The following is a 21,593-nucleotide window of genomic DNA, read 5'->3' on the forward strand; positions in this document are numbered from 1 at the left end:
GCCTGCCGCCAGCGCGCACAGTCGCGCCCCAACGAACGAGCGCACGGGGGGCAGCGATGGACGAATCGTCGGTGGACGTCGACAGCACGGTCCTGCCACAGGTCGGTCTTGCCGACCCGGCTGGTCAGGTCGGCCTGGCCGACCCGGCTGGCTGGTCCGGTGCGGCCGCTGCGGCCGGCCTGCTGGTGCTGGCGGGTTGCGGTGGCGGCAGCAGCGATGCGCCGACCAGCGGATCGCCCGCCACGCCAGGCGCGCCGACCACCCCCGCCGCCCCGCCCAGCACGCGCGACGCCGCGCGTCTCCTCAGCCAGGCCAGCTTCGGCCCGCGCAGCGCGGACGAAGTGGAGGCGCTGCGCCAGACCGGCTACGACAGCTGGCTCGAGCAGCAGTTCAACGCACCGACCTTCGGCCACGTGGCCTACCTCGAGCAGGAGCGCAGCCGCGAGGCCGACAACAAGGTGCGCGAGGAGATGAGCTACGAGGCCATCTGGCAGCAGTGGCTGTTCGGCGAAGACCCGCTGCGCGCGCGCATGAGCTGGGCGCTGCTGCAGATCTTCGTGATCTCGAACATCGCACCGGACATCCGGGCCCACGCGATGAGCAGCTACCTGGACATGCTCAACCGCAACGCCTTCGGCAACTACCGCCAGCTGCTCGAGGACGTGACGCTGCACCCGGCGATGGGCTACTACCTGAACATGGCCGAGTCGGAGAAGGAGGATCCGAAGAAGGGCACGCACCCGAACGAGAACTACGCGCGCGAAGTGCTGCAGCTGTTCTCGATCGGCCTGACGAAGCTGAACCCCGACGGCTCGGCGCAGTTCGATGCCAATGGCCAGCTGGCGGCCAGCTACGACGAGGCAGTGGTGCGCGGCTATGCGCAGGCCTTCTCGGGCTGGAGCTTCGGCGGCTCGGACAACACGGTGGCCAAGAACTTCCACCGCTACGACCCGGACAACGAGGCGCTGTGGCAGACCCCGATGCAGCCCTGGAGCCAGTACCACGACAGCGGCGCGAAGACGCTGCTCGACGGCCGCGCGCTGCCCGCCAACCAGACGCCCGAGCGTGACCTGAAGGACGCGCTGGACAGCATCTTCAACCACCCGAACGTCGGCCCCTTCATCGGCCGGCAGCTGATCCAGCGCTTCGTCACCAGCAACCCGAGCGCGGCCTACATCGGCCGCGTCAGCGCCGTGTTCGCCAACAACGGCCGCGGCGTGCGCGGCGACCTGCGGGCGGTGCTGCGCGCGATCCTGCTCGACGCCGAAGCGCGCGGCGACGATGCGACGACGCGTGCGCGCTACGGCAAGCAGCGCGAGCCGGTGCTGCGCTTCGCGCAGTTTCTGCGTGCCCTGGGGGCAAAGAGTGCAAACGGCCGTAACGCCATCCACTACCTCGATTCGTCGGACGATGCACTGGGGCAGAGCCCGCTGCTGGCGCCCTCGGTGTTCAACTTCTACGCGCCGGGCTACCGGCCCGCCGGGCCGCTGGCCGCCGCCGGCATGGTGGCGCCGGAATTCCAGATCACCAACGAGACCACGGTGGTCGGATCGTTGAACTTCTTCTCGCAGCTGTTCCGGCGCGGCGCCTACGGCAGCGGCGATACCAAGCTGGTGCTGGACTACGCGCCGCTGGCCGCGCTGGCCGATGGCGACGGCAGCACCCTGATCGACCGGCTGGACCTGCTGTTCTTCGACCGGCAAATGAGCGCCAGCACCCGCGCGCGCCTGGGCACGATGCTCGGTGCGATGCCCGCAAGCTCGGCTGATAAGAAGCTGCAGCGGGTGCGCGCCGCACTGACGCTGGTGGCGATGTCGCCCGACCACGTGATCCAGAAATAACATTCGAAGGACGCGAGCATGGATGCCCAGCCGATGGATCTGAACGCGCTGCGCCGCCGGCGCCTGCTGCAGGCCGGCGCGGTGGCGGCGCTGACGCCGTTTCCCGCGCTGCAGGCGCTGGCCCAGGCCACCAGCGGCAGCGGCTACCGCGCGCTGGTGTGCGTGTTCCTGTTCGGCGGCAACGACGCCAACAACCTGCTGGTACCGCTGGATGCCACGCGCTACGGCGCTTACCAGCGCGCGCGGCCCAACCTGGCGCTGTCGCAGGCCAGTCTGGTGCCGCTGGGCACCAGCGGCTTCGGCACCCATCCGGCGATGGCGCCCCTGAAGCCGCTGTTCGACGCCGGCCAGGCCGCCGTGGTGGCCAATGCCGGACCGCTGATGGTGCCGACCACGCGCGCGCAGTACCAGGCGCGCAGCGTGCCGCTGCCCAGCAACCTGTTCTCGCACAGCGACCAGCAGGGGGCCTGGCAGAGCGCGATCGCCGACGCGCCCACGCGCAACGGCTGGGGTGGCCGCCTGCTCGAGCGCCTGGTGGCCAGCGACAGCAGCAACCGCGGCTATTGCAACCTCAGCGTGGCCGGCAGCAACATCTGGGAGAACGGCGACCGTGGCCTGGCGCCCTACCGCGTGTCCTCCAGCGGCGATTTCGGCTTCGACTTCTACGATCCGAAGGGTGGCGATCCGCTGTCGGCCGCCGTCAACAGCCTGCTGGGGGAGGCGCGCAGCGATCCGTTCGAACAGACCTGGCTGTCGATGATGGGCCGCTCGATCGACAACCAGCGCGTGCTCAGCACCGCGCTGCAGGCCTCCGCGCTCAAGACGGCCTTCCCCGGCACCGGCCTGGGCCGCCAGTTGCAGATGTGCGCGCGGCTGATCGCGGCGCGCGGGCAGCTGGGTGTGCCGCGGCAGTGCTTCTTCACCAGCATCGGCGGCTTCGACACGCATGGCGACGACCAGCTCTCGCGCCAGAACGAGCTGCTCGGCGAGATCGCCGAGGCGGTGGCGGCCTTCCAGGCGGCGACGACCGAGCTGGGCGTCGCGCGCGATGTCACGCTGTTCACTGCCAGCGACTTCAGCCGCACCTTCGCCTCCAACGGCCAGGGCACCGACCACGGCTGGGGCGGCCACCACTGGGTGGTGGGCGGGGCGGTGCGCGGCGGCCGCATCGTCGGGCGCTTTCCGGAACTGGCGATCGGCGGGCCGGACGATTCCGGCGGCCAGGGCAACTGGATTCCGGGCATCGCGGTCGACCAGCTCGGCGCCGAGCTCGGCCGCTGGTTCGGCGCCGACGAGGGCCTGCTCGACGACGCCTTCCCGCGGCTGCGCTACTTCGATCGCAGCATCGGGCTGATGGGCTGATGGCTGATGGGTTGAGCCGCTAATGCGTGTTTGACGCGGCCTCGGCCGCGGGCCAGACGAAGGCCTTGACAGGCGCGACGGTGGCGGCCGGGTCTTCCTCGTGCGGCACATGGCCCAGCGTGTCGAACACGATCAGCTGGCTGCCGGCGATGTCGGCCTGGAAGCGGCGCGCGGTGGCCACCGGGATCAGGTGGTCGCGCCCGCCCCAAAGGATCAGGGTCGGCAGCTTCAGCGTCCGGATGCGTTCGGCATCGGCGCCCTGGCTGAACTGCTGCAGCCGTTCGCCCAGCGCGCGGCGGTTGCCTTCGCGCAGGGTCAGCTCGAAATAGCGGTCCACCAGCGCGTCCGTCACCTTGGCCGGATCGCCGTAGACGTTCTGCACGCTGGCCACCACCACCGGCCGTGGCAGCAGGTACTGGCCCAGCCAGTTGATGCCCGGCAGCCGTGCAATGCGAAAGCCCAGCGGTACTTCGTCCGGCTTGAAGGCGTAGCCGCCCGAGTCCACCAGCACCAGCTTCGCCACCCGCTGCGGCGCGGCGGCGGCCACATGCCAGGCCACCTCGCCGCCCAGCGAGTTGCCGGCAATCGCGAAGCGCGGCACCTGCAGCCGGTCCAGCAGGTCGAGCACGAAGCGCGCGTAGTGGTCGCCGACGTAGGTCTGGCCGGCATAGGCGCCGCTGAACGGGCCGGTCAGGCCGAAGCCCGGCAGGTCGAAGCTGATCACGCGGTGCTGGCCGCGCAGCGCCCGCGCCCAGCCTTCCCAGGTGTGCAGGCTGGCCGAGGTGCCATGCAGCAGCACCAGCGGCAGCGGGTCGTTGCGCGGACCTTCGTCGCGGTAGTGCACCAGCTGGCCGTTCAGGTCCAGGAAGTCCGAGGGCGGCGGGGCCCAGCGCTGCACCAATGAGGCCACGTCGCGGTCCGGAGCGCGCATCAGCGGCAGGGCCAGCGCCGTCAGCATCAGCAGCAGGCCGAAGGCCCGGACCAGGAAGGTGGTCACGTCGCCAGCGTGGTGTCGAGCGCCACGCGCTCGTCGAACACGAAGCAGCGCCCGCGCCAGCCGGGCGCAGCACCGCCGGTCTCCTCGAAATACTTCAGGATGCCGCCCTCGAGCTGGTAGCTGTGCGGCAGGCCCATCGCCTGCATCACCAGCGCCGCCTTCTCGCAGCGGATGCCGCCGGTGCAGTAGCTCACCACCGTGTGCGAGGCCAGACGCTCGCGGTGCGCGGCCAGCGCGGCCGGGAATTCGCTGAACTTCGCGAGCCGCCAGTCCACCGCGCCTTCGAATGCGCCGGCGTCCACCTCGAATCCGTTGCGGGTGTCCAGCAGCAGCAGCGGGCGGCCGCTGTCGTCGCAGCGCTGCGCAATCCAGCGCGCCAGCGTGGCGCTGCCCACCGCCGGGGCGCGGCCGCTGGCGGGTTGCACCGCCGGCATGTCCATGCGGATGATCTCGCGCTTGATCTTGACCTTCAGGCGTTTGAAGGGCTGGGCCTCGCTCCAGCTTTCCTTGGCCGGCAGGCCCGCGAAGCGCGCGTCGGCCCGCAGCGCATCGAGCCAGCCGTGAACGGCCTCGGCGGCGCCGGCCAGGAACAGGTTGATGCCTTCCTCGGCCAGCAGCACCGTGCCCTTCAGGCCCCGCGACTGCGCGGCCTCGAACAGCCGCTCGCGCAGCGCCGGCAGGTCCTGCAGCGGCACGAAGCGGTAGCTGGAGATGTTGAGGATGCGGCCGGCGTTCACCGCGCGATTTTAGGAGGCCGGCTTCGGCGCCGGCCGGGTGGGCACCGTGGCGTTGCACAGGCCGATGTGGCCGCTGCGATGCACGAACCACGGCTCGCGCCGGTTGCGCCGCGCTTCGAGCAGGGCGCGCCAGGTGGCGGTGTCGGTGCGCAGCACCTGCAACGCGGGGCGCTGGTCGGGCGGCAGTTCGTCGAGCACGCGCACGCTGCGGATCGCCAGGCGCTGCTCGGGCTGGTCGTAGAAGCCCATGTTGGCGCCGCCGCGCGGCAGCGACGAGAGCAGGTCGATGCCGCTGAGCACGCGACCCACCACGGTGATGTTGCGGTCCAGTCCGCGCGGCGCATGGCCGATCACCGCGTACAACTCGGTGCCGTTGCTGCTGTCTGCCGGGTTGTCGCGACCGGCGCCGACGACACCGTAGCAATGCGCCAGCCAGGCGCGATTGGCACGTGGGTCGGCCGCGACCGCGAAACCATCGACCCAGCCGGTGACCTGCGCCCAGCCGTCCACGTCGGGCAGCCGGCTCAGCGGCAGGCCACGCAGCGGGACCTCGAACTCGGCCGGCAGCTTGCGCTCGGCCTGGCCCAGGGGGCGCGCCTTCTCGGCGCTCTCGGCCTCGGGGTCGCCCCATTGCGCGACGTAGTTGTCCTGCACCCGCAGCACCGCCAGCCCGTCGAAGTAGCGCTCGCGCACCAGCGTCAGGATGTTCGCCACGTGGCGCGGCGCGAAACGCGGGGCCAGCTCGATCAGCACCTCGCCGCCCTTCGCGTCACCCGTGGCGCCCAGCTGCATCAGCAGCGTGCGGCCCGGGTCCAGCGGGCGCCAGTCGTCGGCGCGGCTGGCCTGCAGCACCTCGGCCGCGGTGGGCTTCGCGGGCGGCGCTGCATGAGACACGGCGGCAGCCAGGGCCAAGGCGAGAGCGGTGAGTGAAGGGCGCATCACGCAAGCCTATCCCTAAAATCCCGACATGGCCTTCGTACATCTGCGCACCCACTCCGAGTTCTCCGTCGTCGATGGCACCCTGCGGGTGGACGATGCCGCCGCGGCGGCCAAGGCCGATGGGCAGGTGGCGCTGGCGATCAGCGACCTGTCCAACCTGTTCGGCGCGGTGAAGTTCTACAAGGCCTGCCGCGGCAAGGGCGTCAAGCCGATCATCGGGGCCGACATCTACCTCGAACCCGATCCGGCCGTGAGCGGCAGCGAGAAGCAGGCCAGCCGGCTGCTGCTGCTGGTGCAGAACCGCCAGGGCTACCTGAACCTGTGCGAGCTGCTGGCGCGCGGCTGGGTGCGCAATGCGCAGCGTGCGCAGGCCTGGATCAAGTGGGAGTGGCTGGCCGAGCTGGGCGGCGGGTTGATCGCGCTGTCCGGCGCCGACCAGGGCGCGGTGGGCATGGCGCTGCTGGCGGGTGACACCGCTCGGGCCACGGCCGCGGCACAGCGCCTGGCGGCGCTGTTCCCGCAGCGCTTCTACCTGGAACTGCAGCGCGCCGGGCTGCCGACGCACGAGGCCCATGTGCGCGCCGCGGTGCCGCTGGCCGCGACGCTGGGGCTGCCGGTGGTGGCCACGCACCCGGTGGAATTCCTCACGCCCGACGACTTCGATGCGCACGAGGCCCGCGTGTGCATCGCCGAGGGCGAGACGCTGGCCAACCCCAAGCGCATCAAGCGCTTCAGCCGCGAGCAGTATTTCAAGACCCAGTCGCAGATGATGGCGCTGTTCGCCGACGTGCCCTCGGCCGTCGCCAACACCGTGCGCATCGCGCAGCGCTGCAACCTGACGCTGGCGATGGGCAAGAACTACCTGCCCGACTTCCCCACGCCCATCGAGAACGGCACGCCGATGCCGATGGACGCGTACTTCCGGCGTTTGAGCTTCGAGGGACTCGAGGAACGCCTGGCGGCGCTGTTCCCCGACGCGGCGCAGCGCGACGCGAAGCGGCCCGAGTACGTCAAGCGGCTGGAGTTCGAGATCGAGACCATCCTGAAGATGGGCTTCCCGGGCTACTTCCTGATCGTGGCGGACTTCATCAACTGGGCCAAGAACAACGGCTGCCCGGTGGGCCCGGGCCGCGGTTCGGGCGCCGGCTCGCTGGTGGCCTATGCGCTGAAGATCACCGACCTCGACCCGCTGCAGTACAACCTGCTGTTCGAGCGCTTCCTGAACCCCGAGCGCGTGTCGATGCCCGACTTCGACATCGACTTCTGCCAGGGCAACCGCGACCGGGTGATCGACTACGTCAAGGACAAGTACGGCCGCGAGGCGGTGAGCCAGATCGCCACCTTCGGCACGATGGCCGCGAAGGCCGCGCTGCGCGACGTGGGACGCGTGCTGGGCATGGGCTACGGCCATGTCGATTCGATCGCCAAGCTGATCCCCGCGCCGCCCGGCAAGACGGTGACGCTGGCCAAGGTGCCCGACGAACCCGACGGCGGCATCATCTACGCGCGCAAGGAAGCGCCCGAGCTCGAGGAGCGGGAAAAGGCCGACGAGGAAGTGGCCGAGCTGCTGAGCCTGGCCACGCGGGTCGAAGGCATCGTGCGCAACATCGGCATGCATGCCGGCGGCGTGCTGATCGCGCCCGGCAAGATCACCGACTTCTGCCCGCTGTACCAGCAGCCGGGCAGCGAATCGGCGGTGAGCCAGTACGACAAGGACGACGTCGAGGCCATCGGCCTGGTGAAGTTCGACTTCCTGGGCCTGGCCACGCTGACCATCCTGGAGCTGGCCAAGGACTTCATCGTCGCACGCCACCCGGAGAAGAAGGGCTTCTCGTTCGAGACCGTGCCGCTGGACGACCCGCGGGTCTACAAGCTGTTCTCCGAAGGCCTGACCGAGAGCGTGTTCCAGTTCGAATCACGTGGCATGCAGGGCATGCTGCGCGATGCCAAGCCCAGCCGGCTGGAAGACCTGATCGCGCTGAACGCGCTGTACCGGCCGGGGCCGATGGACCTGATCCCGAGCTTCGTCGCGCGCAAGCACGGCAAGGAAGAGGTGATCTACCCGCATCCGCTGCTCGAGGGCGTGCTGTCCGAGACCTACGGCATCATGGTCTATCAAGAGCAGGTGATGCAGGCCGCGCAGGTGCTGGGCGGGTATTCGCTCGGCGGCGCCGACCTGCTGCGCCGCGCGATGGGCAAGAAGAAGGCCGAGGAGATGGCCAAGCACCGGGCCATCTTCCGCGAGGGCGCGGCGAAGAAGGGCATCTCGGAGCAGACGGCCGACGAGGTGTTCGACCTGATGGAGAAGTTCGCGGGCTACGGCTTCAACAAGAGCCATGCCGCCGCGTACTCGCTGCTGGCCTACCACACGGCCTGGCTGAAGGTGCACTACACGGCGGAGTTCTATGCCGCGAACATGACCATCGAGATGGACGACACCGACAAGCTGAAGGTGTTGCTCAACGATGCGAAGCTGTTCAACATCGCCTTCGAGCCGCCGGACGTCAACCGCGGCACCTACCGCTTCGAGCCGGTGAACGACAAGCTGGTGCGCTACGGGCTCGGCGCGGTGAAGGGCACCGGCCAGGGCGCGATCGAGGCCATCGTCGAGGCACGCAACGAAGGCGGCCCGTTCCGCAGCTTCTTCGACTTCTGCGGCCGCGTCGACCGCAAGCGGGTCAACAAGCGCGTGGTCGAGGCGCTGATCAAGGCCGGCGCCTTCGACGCGCTGCAGGCCGACCGCGCCAGCCTGCTGGCCAGCGTGGGCCTGGGCTTCGACTGGGCCGACACCCAGGTGGTGAACGCCTCGCAGGGCGGCCTGTTCGACGACCTGGGCGACGCGCACGGCTCGTCGACGCAGGAGCCGGCGCTGGTGCAGGCCGAGCCGCAGAGCATCCGCGAGCGGCTGATGCTGGAGAAGACCGCGATCGGCTTCTACCTCTCGGGCCACCTGTTCGAGCAGAGCGAGGCCGAGGTGCGCCGCTTCTGCAAGCGCCGCATCGCCGACCTGGTGGACAGCCGCGAGCCGCAGCTGCTGGCCGGCATCGTCAGCGACCTGCGCCTGGTCAATGGCCAGCGCGGGCGCGTGGCGATCTTCAAGCTCGACGACAAGAGCGAAGCGATCGAGGCCGTGGCCAACGACGAGCTGATCGAGGCCCACAAGGACCTGCTGAAGGACGACGAACTGCTCATCGTGCAGGGCAAGGTGCAGCCCGATCGCTTCTCGGGAGGCCTGCGGCTGAACGTCAGCGCGATCTGGGACCTGGCGTCGGCGCGGGCGCGCTTCGGCCGCTTCATGCAGGTGTCGCTCAATGGCGGGCTCGACGGCGAGGTGCGCCCGCTGGCCGAACTGGTGCAGCTGTGGCCGGCCAAGCGCGTGCAGACCGAGCAGGGGGAGCTGACGCAGGGCCTGGCCGTGCGGCTGCAGATCCGCCGGCCCACCGCCTGCGCCGAACTGGACCTGGGCGAGGCCGGCCGCTTCTGGCCCTGTGACGAGGCGCTGGCGCGCTGGCGGGCGCTGGCCAGCGAGGGCCGGGCGGCCATCGTCTACGAGGCCTGAGGCCGGGCCGGCGCCTTACGCTTGCTCACAGCACCAAGGACAACCCGGGCACGGCGCTTGCCGTTGAGAAGCTGTCAATGCCAGAGGAGTGATTCATGAAGCCCTTGTTAGCAGCCTCCGTTGCGGCGCTGGCCCTGGCCGGCGCCGCCGGCGCCGCGCGGGCCGCCGACGTCGGCGTGTCCGTCGGCATCAGCCAGCCCGGGGTCTACGGCCGCATCGACATCGGCCGCTTCCCGCAGCCGGTGCTGGTGACGCCACGGCCGGTGATCGTGACCCCGGCGCCGGTAGTGGCCGAGCCGGTGTACCTGTGGGTGCCGCCGGGCCACCGCCGCCACTGGCACAAGCACTGCGCGCAGTACGGTGCCTGCGGCGCGCCGGTGTACTTCGTGCAGGACCGCTGGTACCAGCAGCACGTGGCGCCGCCGCCCCCGCCGGGGCACCACCACGGCCACCGCCACTGAACGGGGCCGGGATATCCAGGGGCCGGTGAGCGCGGGCCGGGCCACAGAATGGCCCGATGTACGAGACCCCGCTCACCGGCCTGGTGCTCACCGGCGGCGGCGCCCGCGCGGCCTACCAGGTGGGCGTGCTGGGCGCGATCGCGAAGCTGCGGCGCGAGTCCGGCGCCGACCTGCGCCGCAACCCCTTCGGCGTGATCTGCGGCACCTCGGCCGGCGCGATCAATGCCGCTGCGCTGGCCTGCCAGGCCGACCGCTTCGATGCCGCGGTGGAGGTGCTGACGCGGGTGTGGCGCGAGTTCCGCGCCGAGCAGGTGTACCGGGCCGATTCGATCGGCGTGATCCGCAGCGGCGCGCAGTGGCTGACGATGCTGTCGATCGGCTGGGTGCTGGCGCGCTGGCGCAAGGCGCGGCCGCGCTCGCTGCTGAACAACGAGCCGCTGGCCGATCTGCTGGCCCGCACCGTGCAGTTCGACCGCCTGCCTTCGCTGCTGAGCGCGCGGCACCTGCAGGCGCTGGCCATCACCGCATCGAGCTACAGCAACGGCGAGCACGTCACCTTCTACCAGGCCGCCGCGCCGCTGCAGCCGTGGACGCGGACGCAACGCGTGGCCGTCAGCAGCGCGCTGACCGTGCCGCACCTGCTGGCCTCGGCGGCGATCCCGTTCGTGTTCCCGGCCACCGAGCTCGAACGCGACGGTGGCAAGGAATGGTTCGGCGACGGGTCGATGCGCCAGACCGCCCCGATCTCGCCGGCCATCCACCTGGGGGCGCAGCGGCTGGTGATCATCGGCGCCGGACGCATGCACGAGCCGCCCGGCCGGCGGGTCGCCAACACCGGCTATCCCTCACTGGCGCAGATCGCGGGCCATGCGATGTCGGGCATCTTCCTGGATGCACTGATGCTCGACGTCGAACGCATGGAGCGCATCAACCGCACCTTGGCGCTGCTGCCCGAATCGGCGCGGCAGCAGACGCCGCTGCAGCCGATCCACGCGCTGGTGATCGCGCCTTCGCAGCGGCTGGACGACATTGCCGCGCGCCACCAGGCGCAGCTGCCGGCGCCGGTGCGCGCGCTGCTGCGCGGCGTTGGCGTCAGCGGCTCGGGCGCCGATGCGCGCGGCGCGGCGCTGGCCAGCTACCTGCTGTTCGAGTCGGGCTACACGCAGGAACTGATGGCGCTGGGCGCGGCCGACGTGCAGGCGCGGCGCGACGAGGTGCTGGCCTTCTTCGACTGGCACGACGCGAAGCCGCCGCTGCCGCTGCCCGTGCGCGAGCAGGCCGGCTCCTAGCGACCGACAGGGGCGTCAGCCAGGTCAGCGCCGCTGGCGCCGCGCCCAGGCCAGTCGCACGCGCAGCCGCCAGGTGCGGCGGTCGTTCAGGCCCAGGCGCCGGCGCGCATCGACGATCAGGCCCGCTGCTTCCAGCTCGCCCAGCGTGAGCAGCCGCCGGCACAGGTCGTGCGCGTCGAGGCCGCGCATCATCTCGTCGGGCAGTGTGGCGAGCAGCGCCTTCAGCTCGGCCATCGGCATCACGCGATCGAAGTTGAACAGGCCGTGGAAGCCAAAGGTCGGCACCGTGGGCTCGGTGCGCTCGTAGGCAAAGTGAGCGGCCAGGGCGCGCGGCGCGAAACGGATGCCGTGCTGGTGTTCCAGCGCCTCGCGGTGGCGGGCGCAGATGCACAGGTCCTCGGGATGCGAGGGCTGCAGCGCCGGGTCCTGCAGCGCCCGCAGCAGCTTCAGCGAGCGCAGCGAGAAGCCGCCGTTGCCGACGCCGGCATCGCCTTCGATGTCGTGCCAGGGCGCACCGATGTAGTCGTAGCGCAGGAACGCCGGGTCCCAGGCGCCGGGATCCAGCACGTAGCCGTCCCACTGCACCACCAGCAGGTGCGAGGTGTGCACGTAGGGCAGCAGGCCGCGCAGCATGAACTCGGAATACGCCGGCACGGTGGGGATGCGCAGGTCGATCACCTCGATGCCCAGCGGCGGCGTCGGCAGCAGCGCGCGGTCGGTGAACAGCAGCACGCGCGCGAAGTGCACGCTGGCCGTGCAGCGGCGCAGCGCGGCCAGGGCCAGCGCCGGCGTGCGGGTGTCCACGCAGCACAGCGTGACCTCGGACAGGTCGAGCATCGTCGTCGTGGTCATCGGGTGTCCAGCAGTTCGAGGTACAGCGCGACATGTGCCTCCGCGCAGCGCTGCCAGCTGAACTGGCTGGCGTGCCGTCGCAGCGCGGCGGCGCGCCCGGGTTCGGCGGCATGGCGTGCCAGGCCCTGTTCGACGACCCGGCGCATCGCCGGGCCGCTGAAGTCGTCGAAGTAGTCGGCCAGCGCACCGCCCACCTCGGGCAGCGAGGTCAGGCGCGACAGGAACACCGGCTTGCCGAAATGCATCGCCTCGATCGGCGGCAGGCCGAAGCCTTCGGCCAGCGAGGGGAACAGGAAGCCCTGGCAGTGGGCGTAGAGCCAGGCCTTCTCGGCCTCGGCGACGTCGAGCCGGAACTGCACGTTGTCCAGCCCGCGGGCCGCCACGGCCGCCTGCACTTCGCGGCTGTAGGCGCTGCTGGCGCCCGCCAGCACCAGCCGCTGGCCGGGCCAGGCGGCGGCCAGCGCGAGCAGGGCGTCGATGTTCTTGGTCGGTGCGAGGCGGCTGACGTGCAGCAGGAAGGGCTGGTCGCCCAGCCCCGGCACCTCGCGCTCCGGCGCCGGGCTCAGGTCCGTGGCGCCGTTGTGGATCACGCGTGGCGCGGTGGGCAGCGGCGCCAGCTGCTGCAGGATGTCGCGCGCCACGTGGTGCGTGATGGCGATCGTCGCGTCGGCGCGCAGCAGCCGGCGGCGCGTGCGCTGGCGGTAGCGTTCGATCTTGGCGCCGCGCTTGGTGTGCAGGAAGTTCAGGTCGTGCACGGTCTCGACGATGCGTGCCGTGCCCAGCGGCGCGCGCAGCCGGTTGTGCTGGTGCAGCGTGTGCCACAGATCGAAGCGCTGCCCGCGCCAGTGCAGCCAGCGCTGCAACGTGTGCGTGCCCAGGTAGCCGACGCGGTCGCCGAACACGCCGTGGAAGGGCTCGGGCAGGTGGAAATGCAGGCGCAGGCCATGCGCGTCAAGCAGCGTGTTGGCACGCGCGGCCAGCGCCAGGCCCAGCTGGCGCGAGAACTCGCCGAGCCCGTCATGCCAGTGCGTGAGCCGGCCGATGCCGATGCCCACGTGGCGCAGTGTTGCCCTGTCCTGGTGGACGCTCATTTTGCGAGCTGGGATTCGACCCGCGCGATGACCTCGTCCACCGTCGGCCATTCGGGCCAGCGCCGCACCACCTCGACCGTCGGTCCCCAGGGGGCCCATTGTTCGGGCTTGGTCGGGCCCAGCACGCTGAGCACCGGCGCGCCCACCGCCGCGGCCAGGTGGGCCGGGCCGGTGTCGTTGGAGACCACCAGCGCCGCGCGGCGCAGCAGGCCGCCGTAGGCGCCGAGCTTGACGCCGGCCAGCAGCTTCACGCCCGGATGGTGGTCGCGGATGATCGCGTCCTCGCCCGGGCCCGGGCAGGCCACCACGTCGCGGCCGCAGCGCAGCAACGCCTGCGTGAAGGCCGGAAAGTCGGGCCAGGTCTTCTGCTGCGCCTCGAACAGGCCGCCGGCGAAGGGGCAGATCACGACGAAGCCCTGACGCACATGGTGAGCGGCCAGCACCTCGTCGGCGGCGCGCTGGTCCTCGGGGTGGGTGGCCAGGCCGATGGTCGGCGGCGGGGCCACCAGCGGCTGGCGCAGCAGCCGGCAGGCCAGCGCCCAGTAGCTCACGAGTGCATGGCCGCCGTAGGTGATGGGCTCGCTGCGCCTGAGCAGCAGGCCGCGTGCTTCCTGCGCATAGCCCACCGCCTTCAGGCCGGCCAGGCGCATCTCGAGCGCGCTGGAGAACGACGTCGGCAGCACCATCGCGTTCTCGCGCGCATCGAAGCCGGGGTCGGCGCGGCGGGCTTCGTCGCGCAACGCGCGCAGCTGGGCCACGCGCTCGCGCAGCCGGCCGTTGGCGCCAGGGCGCACATGCACCGGCCAGCCCTGGCCCTTCAGCAGCGCGGGCGCCCAGCCGGCGCCGACCAGCTGCAGCGCGTAGCCGTGGTCCTGCAGCAATCGCAGCGCCGGAACGCCGAGGATCACGTCGCCCACCCAGTTGCGCAGGCGAACGATCAAGGGGCGTGGCGTCATGCGGGTCGGCAGAGGGAAAGCAGGGACGGGGCGACCCGCGCAAGGTCGATAATTTCAGCTTTTCGATTCTGCCACCCGACCATGCCCTCCTTGCTTCCCGCTGCGGCGGAGATCACCGCCTTGCACGACGCCCTGCTGGCCACCGCCGGCTGGCCGCAGCAGGAGCCCGCGCCGCGCGACGACGGCCTGTGGCGCTGGGTGCAGACCAACCACCTCTTCAACTGCCGGCTCTGGGCCGAGGAAGACCTGGCCCGCCGCACCAAGGTGAGCGATGCCGAGATCGCGAAGAACAAGCGTGCGATCGACGGCTTCAACCAGGCCCGCAACGACGCCACCGAGCGCGTGGACGAAGTGCTGCTGGTGGCGCTGGGCCTGGTCGACCCGGCCTCGGCGCGCACCGACGCGCCGGTGTCCACGGTGCCGGCGGGCGCGCGGCTCAACAGCGAGACGGCTGGCAGCATGATCGACCGGCTGTCGATCATGGCGCTGAAGATCAACGCGATGCGGGCGCAGACCGAGCGCCGCGATGCCGATGCCGAGCACATTGCCGCCAGCCGCGTGAAGCTGGCGCGCCTGGAACAGCAGCGCGCCGACCTCGCCGGCTGCCTGGACGCGCTGCTGGCCGATGCGCAGGCCGGCCGGGCCTACTTCAAGGTCTACCGCCAGTTCAAGATGTACAACGATCCGCGCTTCAACCCGGTGCTGGTCGCCGAGTCGCGCCAGCGCTGACGAAGCGGCCCGCGTGCGCATCCTGATCGTCAAGACCTCGTCGATGGGTGACGTGGTCCATGCCTTGCCGGCCCTCAGCGACATCCGCCGGCAGCGGCCCGGCATCACGGTCGACTGGCTGGTCGAGGCGCCCTTCGCGGCGATTCCGCGGCTGCATCCGGCGGTGCGCAAGGTGCTGCCGCTGTCCTGGCGCAAGTGGCGCAAGAGCCTGTTCAAGCGCGAGACGCGTGAGGCGATGGCCGCGCTGCGCGCCGAGCTGCGGGCCGAGACCTATGACCTGGTGCTGGACCTGCAGGGCCTGCTCAAGAGCGTGATGTGGGGCCTGCAGGCGCGCGGGCCGCTGGTCGGCTACGACCGCGCCAGCATCCGCGAGCCACTGGCCGCGCTGTGCTACCAGCGTACCGCCCAGGTGTCGCGCGAGCTGCATGCGGTGGAGCGCTGCCGGCGCCTGGCCGCCGCGCACCTGGGCTACGGGCTGCCGGTGTCGGCCCCCAGCTTCGACATCACGCCGCCGGTGGGCAGCTGGCGCGCGCCGGTGCTCAGCGCGGCGCTGATCCCCTGCGCCAGCCGGCCCGAGAAGCTGTGGCCCGAGGCACACTGGATCGCGATCGGCCAGCGCCTGCAGCGGGCCAAGCTCAAGCCGGTGGTGATCTGGGGCAGCGACGAGGAACGCCAGCGCGCCGAGCGCATCGCCGCCGGCTGCGACGGCCTGGTGCCGCCGTTCCTGAGCGTGGCCGACACCGCGGCCGTGCTGGGCCAGGCGCGCCAGATCATCGGCCTGGACACCGGCTTCTCGCACCTCGGCGCCGCCTTCGGTGCGCCGACCATCGGCATCTACTGCGACCATGAGCCCGGGCTGGCCGGCATCACCGGCCCGGGTCGCGTGGCCAGCTTCGGCGGCAAGGGCCAGGTGCCGAGCCTGGACGAGGTGATGGCGCAGCTCGAGGCGCACCTGCGCCGCTGAGGCAGGCTACTGTTCTTCGATGCGCTGCGGCGGGAAGCTGTCCCAGCTGAGGCAGCCGGGGCATTGCCAGAAGTGGCGCTGCGCCTCGAAGCCGCAGGCCGCGCAGCGGTAGCGCTGCAGCGGTCGCGCGGCGCGGGCCACGGCGTCGCGCACGGCGGTGCGGGCGGCCTCGGGCCAGCTGGCGCGCGGGGTGTCTAGCAGTTCCAGCGCGGCCGACAGGCTGGGCTGGTCGCGCAGCAGGTCCATCAAGCGCGGCGAGGCGCCCGGCACGCTGCCCTCCAGCGTGGCCAGCGCGCGCAGCAGGTCGATGCAGGGCATGCGCTCGTAGAGCTTCGCCAGCGCCTGGGCCGCAGCTTCGGTCTGGCCGGCCGCCTGGGCGCAGGCGACAAACTCGTGCGCGACGCGGGCGAACGATTCGGGTGCGCGCTGCCGCATCTCGGCCCAGGCGGCCAGCGCGGCGTCGTGCGCGCCCTGGCGCGCCAGGCGCTGCGCGCGCAGCAGCAAGGGTCGTGCGGCATGCGGTGCGACGTCGATGGCCCTGGCCAGCGCGCCGTCGGCCGCTGCGGTGTCGCCGCGGTCGTCGGCTTCCAGCGCCAGCTCGCACTGGTAGTGTGCAATGCGCGTGGCGAACGAACCGGTGCCGCTCTTCTCCAGCTGCGCGGCCACCTCGGCGGCGGCGCGCCAGTCGCGCGAGCGTTCGTACAGCCCCAGGCGCGCCAGCCGGGCTTCGGTGTCGAAGGGCGTGCCTTCGAGCGCGCGGAAGGCTTCCTCGGCGCGGTCGAAGAGCCCGGCCTTCATGAAGTCCTGCGCCAGCGCATGCTGGGCCCGCTCGCGCTCGGCGCGGGGCAGGTCGGCGCGCTGCAGCAGGTGCTGGTGCACGCGCACCGCGCGCTCGAACTCGCCGCGGCGGCGGAACAGGTTGCCGAGCGCGAAATGCAGCTCGCTGGTGTCGGGGTCGGCCTGCACCGCCTCGATGAAGGCATCGATGGCCTTGTCCGGCTGCTCGTTCAGCAGCAGGTTCAGGCCCTTGAAGTAGGCCTTGGGCGCCTCACGATCGGTGCGCTTCCACTGCCTGAGGTCGAAGCGCGAAGCGACCCAGCCCAGCGCGAACGCCACGGGCAGGCCGATCAGGAGCCACTGCCAGTCGAAGTCCAAGGCCTAGAGTCCTTCGCGCGGCGGATGTTCGGGGCCGAACTCGCTGGGCGCGGCGGTGATGGGGTCCAGCGCCGGCTTTGGCGGTGGCGCTGGCGGTGGCGCATTGCGCCGGGCCACGCGACGATGCTTCCACCAGGCGGGCACCATCGCCAGCACGCCCAGCGCCGCGCCGCCGGCAAACGCCACCAGCACGATGATCACCATCGGCGCGTGCCACTGGGCGCCGAAGAACCAGTGCACGACGGCCTGCTGCTCGTTGTTCAGCGCGAACGCGAACAGCGTGAAGAAGATGAAGGCCCGGAAGGCCCAGACGAAGAAGCGCATCGCGGGGGGCATTCTACGAAGGCGCGGCCATGAAAAAGGGCCCCCGAGGGGGCCCTTCGATGGGATGGCGCAACGTCGATCGACGTGGCCCCGCCAGCTAACCTGCGATGGCCTTGGTGCGCGTGTCGGGTTCGTCGTCGCGCACCGGCAGCCGGTCGTCCACCGCTTCGCGCAAGGCCTTGCCCGGCTTGAAGTGCGGCACCAGCTTCTCGGGAATCGTCACCTTCTCGCCGCTGCGCGGGTTGCGACCCACGCGCGGCGGACGGCGGTTGATCGAGAAGCTGCCGAAGCCACGGATCTCGATGCGATGGCCACGCGCCAGCGCGTCGCTCATCGCGTCGAGGATGGTCTTCACCGCGAACTCGGTGTCGCGCTGCGTCAGCTGGCTGAAGCGTTCAGCCAGCTTGGCGACGAGGTCGCTGCGCGTCATCGCGGCGGCTTATTCCCGGTTGTCGAGCTTGGCGCGGAGGAGGGCACCGAGGCTGGTGGTGCCGGCGGTCTCGCGCTCGTTGCTCTGCGCCAGGCGCTGCATCGCCTCCTGCTGGTCGGCGGCGTCCTTGGCCTTGATCGACAACTGGATCGAACGCGCCTTGCGGTCGATGTTCACGATCATCACCGTGACCTCGTCGCCTTCCTTCAGCACGTTGCGCGCGTCTTCGACGCGGTCGCGGCTGATCTCGCTGGCACGCAGGTAGCCGGTGACGTCGTCGCTGAGCTGGATCTCGGCGCCGCGCGGGTCGACGGTCTTGACCTTGCCGTTCACCAGCGCGCCACGGTCGTTGACCGAGGTGTAGTTGGCAAACGGGTCACCGTCGAGCTGCTTGATGCCCAGCGAGATGCGCTCGCGCTCGACATCGATGCCCAGCACCACGGCCTCGACTTCCTGGCCCTTCTTGTAGTTGCGCACGGCCTGCTCGCCGGCTTCGTGCCACGACAGGTCGGACAGGTGCACCAGGCCGTCGATGCCCTGGGCCAGGCCCACGAACACGCCGAAGTCGGTGATCGACTTGATCGGGCCCTTGACCTTGTCGCCGCGGTGCACGTTCGCGCTGAACTCTTCCCACGGATTGGCCTTGCACTGCTTCATGCCCAGGCTGATGCGGCGCTTGTCCTCGTCGATCTCCAGGACCATGACTTCGACCTCGTCGCCCAGCGAGACGACCTTGGCCGGGGCCACGTTCTTGTTGGTCCAGTCCATTTCGGAGACGTGCACCAGGCCTTCGATGCCCGGCTCGATCTCGACGAACGCGCCGTAGTCGGCGATGTTGGTGACCTTGCCGAACAGGCGCGTGCCGCTCGGGTAGCGGCGCGACACGCCGTGCCACGGATCGTCGCCCAGCTGCTTGATGCCCAGCGAGACGCGGTTCTTCTCGGCGTCGAACTTCAGCACCTTGGCGCTGAGTTCCTGGCCGACGGTGACCACTTCGCTCGGGTGACGCACACGGCGCCAGGCCATGTCGGTGATGTGCAGCAGGCCATCGATGCCGCCGAGGTCGACGAACGCACCGTATTCGGTGATGTTCTTGACCACGCCGTGCACGATGGCGCCTTCCTGCAGCGTCTCGAGCAGCTTGGCGCGCTCTTCGCCCATCGAGGCCTCGACCACCGCGCGGCGCGACAACACGACGTTGTTGCGCTTGCGGTCGAGCTTGATGACCTTGAACTCCATGGTCTTGCCTTCGAACGGCGTCAGGTCCTTGACCGGGCGCGTGTCGATCAGCGAGCCGGGCAGGAAGGCGCGGATGCCGTTGACCAGGACGGTCAGGCCGCCCTTGACCTTGCCGGAGACGGTGCCGGTGACGAAGTCGCCCGACTCGAGCGCGTTCTCCAGGCTCAGCCACGACGCCAGGCGCTTGGCCTTGTCGCGCGACAGGATGGTGTCACCGTAGCCGTTCTCGATGGCGTCGATGGCCACCGAGACGAAGTCGCCGACCTGGACTTCGACTTCGCCCTGGTCGTTCTTGAATTCTTCGATCGGAACGTAGGCCTCGCTCTTGAGGCCGGCGTTCACCACCACGTAGTTGTAGTCGATGCGCACGACTTCGGCGGAGATGACCTCGCCGGCGCGCATGTCGCTCTTCTGCAGCGACTCTTCGAACAGGGCGGCAAAGCTTTCCATGCCGGACGTGGTGGCGGATTGGGTTTGGGACATGAGGGGTTCCTTGGTGCCGGCGGAAACCAAGTTTGAGAAGCCGGCGGGGGTTGCGTGCAACGGGCGTTGCGGTTGGTTGACGAGATCGCCGCACCCAAGGCCGTCTGGCGACGAAGGTGGGAAGTGCGGCGGGCGAGAACTACAAGAGGATCAGAACGGCAGCCGCTGGTTCCACCACCCGAGCACGAGATCGACCGATTCGTCGACCGTCTGCCCCGAGTTGTCGAGCCGCAGCGCGTCTTCGGCCGGCTTCAAGGGCGCGACGGCGCGATTGCGGTCGCGCTCGTCACGCGCCTCGAGGTCTGCGCGAAGGTCGGCGATGGTAGCGGAAATCCCCTTTGAAATCAATTGCTTATACCGGCGTTCGGCGCGCATGGCGGGGCTGGCGGTCAGAAACACCTTCAGCGCTGCAGCGGGGAAGATCACCGTGCCCATATCGCGCCCGTCGGCCACCAGGCCCGGCAGCCGGCGGAAGGCCAGCTGCAGCGCGTTCAGCGCGGTGCGCACGCCGGGCAGTGCGGCGATGCGCGAGGCCATCGCGCCGATGTGTTCCTCGCGCAGCGCAGCGGCCACGTCCTCGCCGGCCAGCAGCACGCGTTCACCGTCGAAGCGCAACTGCAGCGCGGTGGCCACCGCGGCCAGCGCGGCCTCGTCGTCGGCCGCCACGCCCTGTCGGTGGGCGGCCAGCGCGGTGGCGCGGTACAGCAGGCCGGAGTCGAGCTGATGCCAGCCCAGCCGCGCGGCGAGTCCGGCCGCCAGCGTGCCCTTGCCGGAGGCGGTGGGGCCGTCGATCGTGATCACCGGGATGTCGGCGGTCTCGGCGCGGGCGAGCGAGAACAGGGCCTCGAAGTAGTCCGGGAAGGTCTTGGCCACGCACTTCGGATCGAGGATCCGCACCGGCTGCCGTGCCGGGTTGAACGCGGCCAGCGACAGGCACATCGCGATGCGGTGGTCGTCGTAGGTGTGGATGCTGGCGGCGCGCCAGGCTTCGCTGCCGGCCGGCGGGGTCACCTCGATGAAGTCGGCGCCTTCGACGACGACCGCGCCCAGCTTGCGCAGCTCGGTGGCCATCGCGACGATGCGGTCGGTCTCCTTCACCCGCCAGCTGGCGATGTTGGTCAGCCGCGTGGTGCCTTCGGCGTACAGCGCCATCACCGCCAGCGTCATCGCGGCATCTGGGATGTGGTTGCAGTCGAGCGTGATGGCCTTCAGCGGCCAGGCGCCGCGGCGGATGCTCAGGCGGCCGGCACCGCCCTCGATGCGCGCGCCCATCGCCTGCGCGGCGTCGACGAAGCGGATGTCGCCCTGGATCGAGTCGAGCCCGACGCCCTCGACCTCGACCGGCGCGTCGAGGCCGGCGATGGCGCCCAGCGCGATGAAGTACGACGCCGACGAGGCGTCGGCCTCGACGTGGATCTGGCCCGGGGACTGGTAGCGGCTGCCCTGGGGAATGGTGAAGCGCGCGAACCCTTCGCGCTGCACCGCGATGCCGAAGCGCTGCAGCAGGTTCAGCGTGATCTCGACATAGGGCTTGGAGATCAGTTCGCCATCGACCGCGATGACCACCGGCCCTGCGCCGCTGGCCAGCGGCAGCGCCAGCAGCAGCGCGGTGAGGAACTGGCTCGACACATCGCCGCGCACGCGGATCTCGTGCTGCGTCTGCAGTGTGCCGCCGGCCTCGCCGCCCAGGCGCAGCGGCGGGTAGCCGCTGTTGCCGAGGTAGTCGATGCGGCAGCCGAGCTGGCGCAGTGCATCGACCAGATCGCCGATCGGCCGCTCGTGCATGCGCGGCACGCCGGAGACCTCGAAGCGCCCGCCCTGCAGCGCGGCCAGCACCGCCAGCGCCGCGGCAAGGGGCCGCATCGCGGTGCCGGCATTGCCGAGGAACAGCGCCGCCTCATGCACGCGCAGCCGTCCGCCGATGCCGGTGACGGTGAGCACGCCGTCAGCCGATGTGTCCAGCCCGCAGCCCAGCGCGCGCAACGCAGCGAGCATCACGCGCGTGTCGTCGGAGTCCAGCAGATCGTGCACGCGCGTCTGGCCCTCGGCCAGGCCGGCCAGCAGCAGCACGCGGTTGGAGATGCTCTTCGAGCCGGGCAGGCGCACGCGGCCGCCGGCCGAGCGCAGCGGGGGCAAGTCAAGGGCAGGGATGTCGAACATGGGATCGATCAGGAACCAGGGCCGG

General features: G+C 70.7%; 18 protein-coding genes. 7 read left to right on the top strand and 11 right to left on the bottom strand.

Annotated elements, in window-relative coordinates:
• Positions 1–56 precede the first annotated feature (56 nt).
• Complete coding sequence (locus ACILR4_RS04540) at positions 57–1,841, top strand: DUF1800 family protein (protein ID WP_395699642.1); 1,785 nt, start codon at positions 57–59, stop codon at positions 1,839–1,841.
• A gap of 18 nt (positions 1,842–1,859) precedes the next feature.
• Positions 1,860–3,203, top strand: a complete 1,344-nt coding sequence (locus ACILR4_RS04545; protein WP_395699643.1) for a DUF1501 domain-containing protein — start codon at positions 1,860–1,862, stop codon at positions 3,201–3,203.
• A 19-nt stretch (positions 3,204–3,222) separates the two neighbouring features.
• On the opposite strand, the gene ACILR4_RS04550 is transcribed toward ACILR4_RS04545, so the two are convergent.
• Genes ACILR4_RS04550 through ACILR4_RS04560 form a run of 3 tightly spaced genes read right to left on the bottom strand, consistent with a single transcriptional unit; the run spans position 3,223 to position 5,849 of the window.
• A complete protein-coding gene (locus tag ACILR4_RS04550; RefSeq protein ID WP_395699644.1) occupies positions 3,223–4,200 on the bottom strand; it encodes an alpha/beta fold hydrolase in 978 nt (325 codons plus the stop codon).
• The gene (locus ACILR4_RS04555) at positions 4,197–4,937 is read right to left on the bottom strand and encodes a sulfurtransferase (RefSeq protein ID WP_395699645.1); all 741 of its coding nucleotides are present in this window, start codon (positions 4,935–4,937) and stop codon (positions 4,197–4,199) included. Before ACILR4_RS04555 ends, ACILR4_RS04550 begins: the two co-directional genes overlap by 4 nt.
• Positions 4,938–4,946: 9 nt before the next feature.
• On the bottom strand, positions 4,947–5,849 hold the full coding sequence (locus tag ACILR4_RS04560; protein WP_395699646.1) for a peptidylprolyl isomerase: 903 nt from the start codon (positions 5,847–5,849) through the stop codon (positions 4,947–4,949).
• A gap of 55 nt (positions 5,850–5,904) precedes the next feature.
• On the opposite strand from ACILR4_RS04560, the gene dnaE reads away from it, so the two are divergent.
• From dnaE to ACILR4_RS04575, 3 genes are all read left to right on the top strand, one after another.
• Positions 5,905–9,435, top strand: coding sequence for a DNA polymerase III subunit alpha (gene dnaE, locus ACILR4_RS04565; protein ID WP_395699647.1), 3,531 nt, complete (start codon positions 5,905–5,907; stop codon positions 9,433–9,435).
• A 95-nt stretch (positions 9,436–9,530) separates the two neighbouring features.
• Positions 9,531–9,896, top strand: a complete 366-nt coding sequence (locus ACILR4_RS04570; RefSeq protein ID WP_395699648.1) for a hypothetical protein — start codon at positions 9,531–9,533, stop codon at positions 9,894–9,896.
• 56 nt (positions 9,897–9,952) lie between these two features.
• Positions 9,953–11,185 carry a patatin-like phospholipase family protein gene (locus ACILR4_RS04575; RefSeq protein ID WP_395699649.1) on the top strand — a complete coding sequence of 411 codons (1,233 nt, stop codon included), beginning with the start codon at positions 9,953–9,955 and terminating at the stop codon, positions 11,183–11,185.
• Positions 11,186–11,209: 24 nt separating this feature from the next.
• Here ACILR4_RS04575 and ACILR4_RS04580 read toward each other — a convergent pair whose 3' ends face one another.
• Genes ACILR4_RS04580 through ACILR4_RS04590 form a run of 3 tightly spaced genes read right to left on the bottom strand, consistent with a single transcriptional unit; the run spans position 11,210 to position 14,084 of the window.
• Positions 11,210–12,037 carry a DUF5672 family protein gene (locus ACILR4_RS04580; protein ID WP_395699650.1) on the bottom strand — a complete coding sequence of 276 codons (828 nt, stop codon included), beginning with the start codon at positions 12,035–12,037 and terminating at the stop codon, positions 11,210–11,212.
• Positions 12,034–13,128 carry a glycosyltransferase family 4 protein gene (locus tag ACILR4_RS04585; protein WP_395699651.1) on the bottom strand — a complete coding sequence of 365 codons (1,095 nt, stop codon included), beginning with the start codon at positions 13,126–13,128 and terminating at the stop codon, positions 12,034–12,036. Before ACILR4_RS04585 ends, ACILR4_RS04580 begins: the two co-directional genes overlap by 4 nt.
• Positions 13,125–14,084: a glycosyltransferase family 9 protein gene (locus tag ACILR4_RS04590; protein ID WP_395699652.1), complete on the bottom strand. Its 960-nt coding sequence runs from the start codon at positions 14,082–14,084 to the stop codon at positions 13,125–13,127. Before ACILR4_RS04590 ends, ACILR4_RS04585 begins: the two co-directional genes overlap by 4 nt.
• A gap of 81 nt (positions 14,085–14,165) precedes the next feature.
• Between ACILR4_RS04590 and ACILR4_RS04595 the strand changes: the two genes are divergently transcribed.
• Both ACILR4_RS04595 and waaC read left to right on the top strand, forming a co-directional pair.
• Positions 14,166–14,813: a DUF4254 domain-containing protein gene (locus tag ACILR4_RS04595; RefSeq protein ID WP_395699653.1), complete on the top strand. Its 648-nt coding sequence runs from the start codon at positions 14,166–14,168 to the stop codon at positions 14,811–14,813.
• 13 nt (positions 14,814–14,826) lie between these two features.
• Positions 14,827–15,777: a lipopolysaccharide heptosyltransferase I gene (waaC, locus tag ACILR4_RS04600; RefSeq protein WP_395699654.1), complete on the top strand. Its 951-nt coding sequence runs from the start codon at positions 14,827–14,829 to the stop codon at positions 15,775–15,777.
• 6 nt (positions 15,778–15,783) lie between these two features.
• Here the strand turns inward: waaC and lapB are convergent, their stop codons facing one another.
• The 5 genes from lapB to ACILR4_RS04625 all read right to left on the bottom strand — a co-directional run bounded on the left by lapB (position 15,784) and on the right by ACILR4_RS04625 (position 21,568).
• A complete protein-coding gene (lapB, locus tag ACILR4_RS04605) occupies positions 15,784–16,932 on the bottom strand; it encodes a lipopolysaccharide assembly protein LapB (protein WP_395699655.1) in 1,149 nt (382 codons plus the stop codon).
• Positions 16,933–16,935: 3 nt separating this feature from the next.
• Positions 16,936–17,256, bottom strand: coding sequence for a lipopolysaccharide assembly LapA domain-containing protein (locus tag ACILR4_RS04610; protein ID WP_395699656.1), 321 nt, complete (start codon positions 17,254–17,256; stop codon positions 16,936–16,938).
• A 97-nt stretch (positions 17,257–17,353) separates the two neighbouring features.
• Positions 17,354–17,686 (bottom strand): integration host factor subunit beta, encoded by a 333-nt coding sequence (locus ACILR4_RS04615; protein WP_395699657.1) that lies wholly within the window; start codon positions 17,684–17,686, stop codon positions 17,354–17,356.
• 9 nt (positions 17,687–17,695) lie between these two features.
• Positions 17,696–19,408 carry a 30S ribosomal protein S1 gene (gene rpsA / locus ACILR4_RS04620; protein ID WP_395699658.1) on the bottom strand — a complete coding sequence of 571 codons (1,713 nt, stop codon included), beginning with the start codon at positions 19,406–19,408 and terminating at the stop codon, positions 17,696–17,698.
• Between the two features lie 150 nt (positions 19,409–19,558).
• Positions 19,559–21,568, bottom strand: coding sequence for a bifunctional 3-phosphoshikimate 1-carboxyvinyltransferase/cytidylate kinase (locus ACILR4_RS04625; RefSeq protein ID WP_395699659.1), 2,010 nt, complete (start codon positions 21,566–21,568; stop codon positions 19,559–19,561).
• Positions 21,569–21,593 lie beyond the last annotated feature (25 nt).

The organism is Aquabacterium sp. (genome assembly GCF_044226965.1).
Taxonomy (GTDB): Bacteria; Pseudomonadota; Gammaproteobacteria; order Burkholderiales; family Burkholderiaceae_C; genus Pseudaquabacterium.

What these genes read in the sequence shown, in the direction of transcription:
- ACILR4_RS04540 (WP_395699642.1), top strand. Translation starts at nt 57, where the DNA reads ATGGACGAATCGTCGGTGGACGTCGACAGCACGGTCCTGCCACAGGTC.
- ACILR4_RS04545 (WP_395699643.1), top strand. Translation starts at nt 1,860, where the DNA reads ATGGATGCCCAGCCGATGGATCTGAACGCGCTGCGCCGCCGGCGCCTG.
- dnaE (WP_395699647.1), top strand. Translation starts at nt 5,905, where the DNA reads ATGGCCTTCGTACATCTGCGCACCCACTCCGAGTTCTCCGTCGTCGAT.
- ACILR4_RS04570 (WP_395699648.1), top strand. Translation starts at nt 9,531, where the DNA reads ATGAAGCCCTTGTTAGCAGCCTCCGTTGCGGCGCTGGCCCTGGCCGGC.
- ACILR4_RS04575 (WP_395699649.1), top strand. Translation starts at nt 9,953, where the DNA reads ATGTACGAGACCCCGCTCACCGGCCTGGTGCTCACCGGCGGCGGCGCC.
- ACILR4_RS04580 (WP_395699650.1), bottom strand. Translation starts at nt 12,037, where the DNA reads ATGACCACGACGACGATGCTCGACCTGTCCGAGGTCACGCTGTGCTGC.
- ACILR4_RS04585 (WP_395699651.1), bottom strand. Translation starts at nt 13,128, where the DNA reads ATGAGCGTCCACCAGGACAGGGCAACACTGCGCCACGTGGGCATCGGC.
- ACILR4_RS04590 (WP_395699652.1), bottom strand. Translation starts at nt 14,084, where the DNA reads ATGACGCCACGCCCCTTGATCGTTCGCCTGCGCAACTGGGTGGGCGAC.
- ACILR4_RS04595 (WP_395699653.1), top strand. Translation starts at nt 14,166, where the DNA reads ATGCCCTCCTTGCTTCCCGCTGCGGCGGAGATCACCGCCTTGCACGAC.
- ACILR4_RS04610 (WP_395699656.1), bottom strand. Translation starts at nt 17,256, where the DNA reads ATGCGCTTCTTCGTCTGGGCCTTCCGGGCCTTCATCTTCTTCACGCTG.
- ACILR4_RS04615 (WP_395699657.1), bottom strand. Translation starts at nt 17,686, where the DNA reads ATGACGCGCAGCGACCTCGTCGCCAAGCTGGCTGAACGCTTCAGCCAG.
- rpsA (WP_395699658.1), bottom strand. Translation starts at nt 19,408, where the DNA reads ATGTCCCAAACCCAATCCGCCACCACGTCCGGCATGGAAAGCTTTGCC.
- ACILR4_RS04625 (WP_395699659.1), bottom strand. Translation starts at nt 21,568, where the DNA reads ATGTTCGACATCCCTGCCCTTGACTTGCCCCCGCTGCGCTCGGCCGGC.